5 protein-coding genes and 1 pseudogene are annotated in these 6319 nt (G+C 72.3%); 3 read left to right on the plus strand and 3 right to left on the minus strand.

The window, feature by feature from the left end; translation table 11 throughout:
• Positions 1–448: 448 nt before the first annotated feature.
• From HZS56_RS36850 to HZS56_RS36860, 3 genes are all read right to left on the minus strand, one after another.
• Positions 449–1108, minus strand: a complete 660-nt coding sequence (locus HZS56_RS36850) for a LuxR C-terminal-related transcriptional regulator (protein ID WP_507227384.1) — start codon at positions 1106–1108, stop codon at positions 449–451.
• Between the two features lie 373 nt (positions 1109–1481).
• Complete coding sequence (locus HZS56_RS36855; RefSeq protein ID WP_216725171.1) at positions 1482–2849, minus strand: sensor histidine kinase; 1368 nt, start codon at positions 2847–2849, stop codon at positions 1482–1484.
• Positions 2850–2979: 130 nt separating this feature from the next.
• Entirely contained in the window at positions 2980–4224 is a 1245-nt protein-coding gene (locus HZS56_RS36860; RefSeq protein WP_216725172.1) for a sensor histidine kinase, read from the minus strand.
• Positions 4225–4400: 176 nt separating this feature from the next.
• Between HZS56_RS36860 and HZS56_RS36865 the strand changes: the two genes are divergently transcribed.
• From HZS56_RS36865 to HZS56_RS36875, 3 genes and pseudogenes are all read left to right on the plus strand, one after another.
• Positions 4401–4829 (plus strand): NADH-quinone oxidoreductase subunit A, encoded by a 429-nt coding sequence (locus HZS56_RS36865; protein WP_216725173.1) that lies wholly within the window; start codon positions 4401–4403, stop codon positions 4827–4829.
• 107 nt (positions 4830–4936) lie between these two features.
• Positions 4937–5299, plus strand: a pseudogene (locus HZS56_RS39280) (NADH-quinone oxidoreductase subunit B); the annotation flags it as partial.
• On the plus strand, positions 5287–6319 hold a 1033-nt coding region (locus HZS56_RS36875), incomplete at its 3' end, for an NADH-quinone oxidoreductase subunit C (protein ID WP_507227385.1). The pseudogene HZS56_RS39280 and the gene HZS56_RS36875, both read left to right, overlap by 13 nt.

Consider the following 6319-nt stretch of genomic DNA (forward strand, 5'->3'; position numbering starts at 1 on the left):
GCGGTCTCCGAGGTGAAACGGTCGCCCGTGAGCTGCATCCCGTCACCCGAGTCACCCGCGAACCGGATGACCACCCGCTCCAGCCGGCGGACGTCCTTCGCCCCGACCGGTTTGCGCTGCTCTCCCACGGCGGTGGGGTCGGCCTGCTCCGCTGGGCTGCTGACCTGGCTGGTCACTGAACTGGACCTCCCTCGGGACGGCTGTCCGGGGACCGGTCTACCACCGACCGTCCCGGGATCAACACTACGTCCGCACGGCCTGGCTTCCGGTGGACATTCGCATGACGGACACGACTTCGAGACGGCCCGCAGCCCCGGTTTTCCGGGAATTCTCCGCTTCCTGGCACTGGTGAGGACGCTCCCTTCCCGCACTCGGGTTTCTCATTCGTCCGGATCAGTACCCGAGGCACCGAGCCGGGCAACCGATTCCGGGGTGTGAGCCGCTCGTGTCAGGAATTGAGATACGTGAGAACGGCGAGAACCCGCCGGTGATCACCGTCGCTCGGGGACAGGCCCAGCTTCATGAAGATGTTGCTGACGTGCTTCTCGACGGCCCCGTCGCTCACGACGAGCTGCCGGGCGATCGCCGAGTTGGTCCGGCCCTCGGCCATGAGCCCCAGGACCTCGCGCTCCCGGGGAGTGAGCCCCGCCAGCACGTCCTGCTTGCGGCTGCGCCCGAGCAGCTGCGCGACCACCTCCGGATCCAGCGCCGTACCGCCCTCGGCCACGCGCACCACCGCGTCGACGAACTCCCTGACCTCGGCCACCCGGTCCTTGAGCAGGTAACCGACGCCCCGGCTGGAACCGGCCAGCAGCTCCGTGGCGTAGCGCTCCTCCACGTACTGCGACAGCACCAGGACACCGAGGCCCGGATGCGCCTTGCGCAGCCGGACCGACGCGCGCACCCCCTCGTCCGTGTGCGTCGGCGGCATGCGTACGTCCGCCACCACCACGTCCGGCAGCTCGCCCTGGGCATCCAGCTCGGTGATGATCTTGACCAGCGCCTCGCCGTCGCCGACCCCGGCCACGACCTCGTGCCCGCGGTCCGTCAGCAGCCGGGTCAGCCCCTCCCTGAGCAGCACTGAATCCTCGGCGATGACCACCCGCACCTTGTCCTCCACGATTTTCGGTCCCCCCACGACCTGCCCACCCCACGGCCGCGCGGCCCGCGCCGCGTTCACGCACCGTGCGTGTGACACGTCCAGCATTCCAGCATCGGTGGCCGGATGCCCGGGAGCAACGGGAAGACGTCGGGAAGGGGCGGAACGGGACGGGCGGAACGGGACGGGCGAAGAGGCAGGGGGCTGGGAACCACCGGAACGGCCACCCGGGACGGTCACGCGGGACGGCCAGCCGGGACGGCCACGCGGGACGGCCACCCGGGACGGCCACGCGGGACGGCCACCCGGGACGGCCACCCGGCGGCGAACGCGGCCGGGTGGCCGGGTGGCCGTCAGGCTGTCCCGGACGGCACTCGCCGCCTCAGCCGGTGACCGGTTCGCTGCGCCACGGCAGCTCCGCCGTCACCCGCGTCGGGCCACCGGCCGGTGAGTCCACCACCAGGATCCCGTCCACCGCGTCCAGCCGCTCCGCCAGTCCGGCGAGCCCCGACCCCGCCGACGCGTCCGCGCCGCCCACTCCGTTGTCCTCGACCTGGAGCAGCAGCCGGTTCTCCACCCGCCACACCTCCACGGCGGCCGACGTGGCACGCGCGTGCTTGCTGACGTTCTGCAGCAGCTCCGAGACCGTGAAGTAGGCGATGCCCTCGATGGCCGACGCCGGCCGCTCCGTGAGGTCGACCTCCACCCGCACCGGCACCGTGCAGCGGGAGGCGACCGCCGAGAGCGCCGCGTCCAGGCCGCGGTCGGTCAGGACGGCGGGGTGGATCCCCCGGGCCAGGTCCCGCAACTCCTGGAGGGCCGTCTTCACCTCGCCGTGCGCCTCGCCCACCATGACCGCTGCGGCACGGGGGTCCTCCTTCAGCTTCTCCTTGGCCAGCCCCAGGTCCATCGCCAGGTTGACCAGGCGCGCCTGTGCACCGTCGTGCAGGTCCCGCTCGATGCGCCGCAGGTCGGCCGCGGCCGTGTCGACCACGACCCCCCGGTCCGACTCCAGCTCCACGACCCGCGTCGCCAGCTGAGACGGCCCCAGCAGCGCGTGCACCATCACCCGGTCCACCGTCGTCAGCGCCCGGACGATCCACGGAGTGGCCAGGGTGAAGAGCAGCCCCACCAGTGCCGTCACGGTGATCTCGAAGGGGTTGTCCAGGTAGACCCGGTGCGTTCCGTCGCCGTACAGCTGCAGCCCGTCCTGACCGGCGTACATGGGGAACACCCAGAACCACAGCGGGTACGTCAGCATCGTCCAGCCGACCGACCACACGGTCACGGCGACGCCGAACGAGAACACCGCCCACGGGAACTGCAGCAGCGCGTACAGCAGGCTCCGCCACGAGGTGCCGCTCTTGAGCACGGCCCCCATCCAGCCCATCGCCCCCTGCTTCTTCAGCCGCAGCGGCTCCGGTTCGGACACCCGCAGCCCCAGCAGGGCACGGGCCCGCGCCCGCTCCAGCGCCCCGAAGCCCCGGCACCCCGCGAGCGCCGCCGCCAGCACCGGTACGCCCAGGAACGTCACCAGCAGGCCCGCCCCCAGCGACACCATCGTGACCGCGTACGTGAAGAGCAGGATGCTGATCGGCAGACCCAGCAGCACGTAGCCGAACTCCCGCCAGCTGCGTGCCTCGAACGGTGCCCGCAGCCCCGCCGGCAGCCGGTGGTGGCGCGCACCGCTGTCCCCCGGGAAGCCGGACCCGTCCCCGAACCCGTAACCGTGTCCGTAATCCGTGGCCATCGGTGCCGTCCCTCTCCTCGTCCCAACTACGGCTGTGCTGTCGTAACTCCACCCTCCTCCGCCGCCCCTCTCGGGAACATGGAGCCCGTCGGCGTCTGCGGAGGGGGGTTTTCCCTACCCCCGGGGCCTGTCACCTCCGGACCCTGCCGGCCCCGGGCGGGGAGCCCGCAGCGTCGGCTCCCGTACGGTCGCGCCACGGCAGCTCGGCCGTGATCGTCGTCGGGCCGCCCTCCGGGGAGTCCACGACGAAGAGACCGTCGACGGCGGACAACCGGTCGGCGAGCCCCTTCATGCCCGTACCGCCGCTCAGGGCGGCACCCCCTCGGCCGTCGTCCGCGACCTGTATGAGCAGCCGGTCCGACGCCCGCCACACCTCCACGGAGGCGTCGCGCGCGTGACTGTGCTTGCTGACGTTCTGCAGCAGCTCCGAGACGGTGAAGTAGGCGATTCCCTCGATGGCCGCCGCGGGCCGCTCCGCCAGGTCGACCGTCACCCTGACCGGCACGGTGCAGCGGGAGGCGACCGCCGAGAGCGCCGCGTCCAGGCCGCGGTCGGTCAGGACGGCGGGGTGGATCCCCCGGGCCAGGTCCCGCAACTCCTGCAGCGCCAGTTTCACCTCGCCGTGCGCCTCGTCGACCATGGCCGCCGCCGCGTCCGGGTCCTCCAGGAGCTTCTCCTTGGCCAGACCCAGCCCCATGGCCAGGTTGACCAGGCGGGCCTGCGCCCCGTCGTGCAGGTCCCGCTCGATGCGCCGCAGGTCGGCCGCGGCCGTGTCGACCACGATCCCGCGGTCCGACTCCAGCTCGGCGATCCGCCGCTCCAGTTCGTCGGACGGGGACAGCAGACCGCGCACCATCGCCCGGTCGACGTTGGTCATGCCACGCGCCAGGAAGGGCAGCACCGGCCACAGCACGAACAGCGACGCCAGCGTGAGGACGAAGGTGAGGACGCCCCACGGCAGCCGCACGAACTCGTACAGGACCGTGCGCCAGCCGACCGGATCCTTCAGTGCCATCCACAGCCGGGGGAAGAAGCCGTCCCCGCGCCGCACGGGCAGCGGACTCGGTTCGTCCACCCGGACCCCGAGCAGCGCCCGGGCCCGCGCCCGCTCCAGCCTGCCGAGCCGGCGCGCGCCCAGCAGGCCCGCAGCCAGCAGCGGAAGGCCGATCACCGTGACCGTCAGCCCGACGCCGACGGACAGCACCGTGACGACGTACGTGAACCCGATCAGTGACGCCGGGAGATTCACCAGCAGGTGGGCGATCTCCTTCCAGGTGTGCCGGTCGTAGGCGAGACGGGCCGGCGGCAGGCGGTCACCGTTCCCCCCGCCGGCTCCCCGGCCGGTGGAGGGGGATCTGGAGAGGTCTTCGGTCATAGGAGCCAGCGTGCCGTGCGGCACCGGACGACGCCATGAGGCGGACCTCCCGGGACGCACTGAGGAAAACCCCACCCCCGCCTCCACTCCGACCCCACCCCGGCCCCACTCCGCATCTCCTGCACGCCGGGCTGCTTACCGCCCCTTTAACAGGCTCTAGACTCCCGTGAGTACGGATGGGGTCTCGGGAGAGGGAGCGAGGAACGCACGTGCCGGAACCGACCGTCGGGCTCGCCGCGGACTACTTCCAGTCCTACTCGGTCGTCGGACTGCTCACGGTCGTGGGCGTCCTCTTCGTCGCCGTCGCCTTCGGAGCCGGGCGTCTGCTGCGCCCCGTCGTCCCGACCCCCGAGAAGCTCCTGACGTACGAGTGCGGCGTCGACCCCGTCGGCGAGGGCTGGGCGCACACCCAGGTCCGCTACTACGTCTACGCCTTCCTCTACGTGATCTTCGCGGTCGACTCGATCTTCCTCTTCCCCTGGGCGACGGTCTTCGCCGCCCCCGGTTACGGCGCCACCACCCTCGTGGAGATGTTCATCTTCCTGGGCTTCCTCGCCGTAGGCCTGTTGTACGCATACAAGAAGGGCGTCCTGTCGTGGACGTGAACCCCTCCGAACCCGTGCCGCTCCAGGAACGCGGGCAGCGCCCGGAGCCCGTGCCGCTTCCCGTGCCCAAGCGGCTGGGCACCCTCGCGCGTCTGGCCCCGGAGCCGATGAAGGTGGTCCTGAACTGGGGCCGCCGGTACTCGCTCTGGGTCTTCAACTTCGGCCTCGCCTGCTGCGCGATCGAGTTCATCGCCGCGTCGATGGCCCGCCACGACTTCATCCGGCTCGGCGTCATCCCGTTCGCGCCGGGCCCCCGCCAGGCCGACCTGATGGTCGTCTCGGGCACGGTCACCGACAAGATGGCGCCGGCCGTCAAGCGCCTGTACGAGCAGATGCCCGAGCCGAAGTACGTCATCTCCTTCGGCGCCTGCTCCAACTGCGGCGGCCCGTACTGGGACTCCTACTCCGTGACGAAGGGCGTCGACCAGATCATCCCCGTCGACGTCTACGTCCCCGGCTGCCCGCCGCGCCCCGAGGCGCTGCTCCAGGGCATCCTCAAGCTCCAGGAGAAGATCGCGCGGGAGTCGCTGGGGGAGCGGTACGGCACCTCGCAGCGCCCGTCGACGGCCGCGCTGCAGAGCGGCTTGGTGCGACCGCCGGAGCGGGGCACGGCGGACGCGGGTACGACGGACACGGGCACGGCGAATTCGGGCACGCCGGGGACGAGTACGGGGGAGGCACGATGACCGCGGCCGGCTGGCTGCCCGCTGGCACCGAGGAACTGTTCGGCGCGCTGGCCACGGCGGAGGAGGCGTACGGCCTCCTGACCGTCGACGTGCCGCCGGCCTCCTGGATCCCCGCTCTGGAGACGGCGCGCGACCGGCTGGGCTGCACATACTTCGACTGGCTGAGCGCGGTCGACGAGCCGGGCACCGGATTCCGCGTCGCGGCACACGTCGTGGCCCTGGGGCCGGTACGCAGGCTGCTGCTGCGTACGACCGTCCCGCACGACGCGCCGCTGCTGCCCACGGCCGTCGCCGTGTACGCGGGCGCGGCCTGGCACGAGCGTGAGACCCACGAGATGTTCGGCATCGTCTTCGAAGACCACCCCGCCCTGGACCACCTGCTCCTGCCGGAGGGCTTCGAGGGACATCCGCTGCGCAAGGACTTCGTTCTCGCCGCCCGCGTGGCCAAGGCGTGGCCGGGAGCCAAGGAGCCGGGCGAGTCCGAGCACGGTGGTCCGCGCCGCCGCCAGATGCTGCCGCCGGGCGTCCCCGACCCCAACGAGTGGGGCCCGCTCAAGGGCCAGTTGCCGCCCGCTCCGGCCCGCCCGGCACGCGGTGCGGGACGTGCGGCCGGCGAACGCCCGACCCGCGCGGCCGGCGACAGGCCGCCCCGCCGGACCCGTACGGCCGCCGAGGGCTCGGCCACCCAGACGGCGTCCGGCACCGAAACCCCGGCCACGCCGCGCCGGTCCCGCACAGCGGCGGAGGGTTCGGCCGGCCAGGCCCCCCGACCCGGCGAGACCCCGGCCACCCCGGCCACCCCGG

This window comes from Streptomyces mayonensis, assembly GCF_018982965.1.
GTDB lineage: Bacteria > Actinomycetota > Actinomycetes > Streptomycetales > Streptomycetaceae > Streptomyces > Streptomyces mayonensis.

What these genes read in the sequence shown, in the direction of transcription:
- HZS56_RS36860 (WP_216725172.1), bottom strand. Translation starts at nt 4,224, where the DNA reads ATGACCGAAGACCTCTCCAGATCCCCCTCCACCGGCCGGGGAGCCGGC.
- HZS56_RS36865 (WP_216725173.1), top strand. Translation starts at nt 4,401, where the DNA reads ATGGGGTCTCGGGAGAGGGAGCGAGGAACGCACGTGCCGGAACCGACC.
- HZS56_RS36855 (WP_216725171.1), bottom strand. Translation starts at nt 2,849, where the DNA reads ATGGCCACGGATTACGGACACGGTTACGGGTTCGGGGACGGGTCCGGC.